Raw genomic sequence first — 811 nt, forward strand, 5'->3', positions numbered from 1 at the left:
TGTCAAGGGACACTGATTTTGTCACCATAAAAGTAAATTAAGGAGACACTGATTTTGTCACCCCTCTTTGGCGTCAATATAGATATGTCAAATCTTTTGGCATCTTTAGATGTTTACAAAAGAATACACAGTTCACATCAAGAATATTTAAATAATTAAAACCTTAGAATTGAGAATATAAAAAAGATTCTGAGAGTTACGAGGTAAGCCCTGAAGATATAACAGCTTTATGTAATATTCCATCTTTGACACTTGAGCAGAATAAAAATCCTTGTAAACGTTGATGTTTAAGTCTTTTTTAGGATTTAGTATTGGTGTAAAAACTGCGTAATTTTTTCATCATTTTTGTTTAACAAATTTGATAATCAGTTCAAAGACCAAAAGCTTTGTGTGAGTTACCAGTAAAACCTATTCTTGTGTAAGTTGAAGTTTATCCCTTACTCTCATCTATTAATAATATACCCCCTTTAAAATGCTATTTATTAAGTGTATATTATGGTGTCTCGGCTCCACGATTCCAGTATGAATGGTACCAACTGTCCGGAATCGGGGAGCCACCTGGTTTGAAATAATTATTCGCTTTGCGATTTATCTAATCCAAATACTTCACGCATTGGCATTTCTTTAGGCTGGTCAATGTATTCGATATTGATTTTGTATGCATCATGTACTATACGGTCAAGAATGGCATCAGCTAATGGGTTATCATTACTGCCAAATCTTTTATACCAACCTTCCTGGCAAAATTGGAAATAGAATATAGTGGACGATTGCTTTCTACGTTTATAGATCAACTCAAAGAGATTCTTAC

At 33.3% G+C, this 811-nt stretch carries 1 protein-coding gene; it reads right to left on the reverse strand.

Annotation, left to right across the window (positions count from 1 at the left end; all coding sequences use genetic code 11):
* Positions 1 to 572: 572 nt before the first annotated feature.
* On the reverse strand, positions 573 to 811 hold a 239-nt coding region (locus V4762_RS09990; protein WP_347315353.1), incomplete at its 5' end, for an ATP-binding protein.

The organism is Thermodesulfobium sp. 4217-1 (genome assembly GCF_039822205.1).
Classification (GTDB): domain Bacteria; phylum Thermodesulfobiota; class Thermodesulfobiia; order Thermodesulfobiales; family Thermodesulfobiaceae; genus Thermodesulfobium.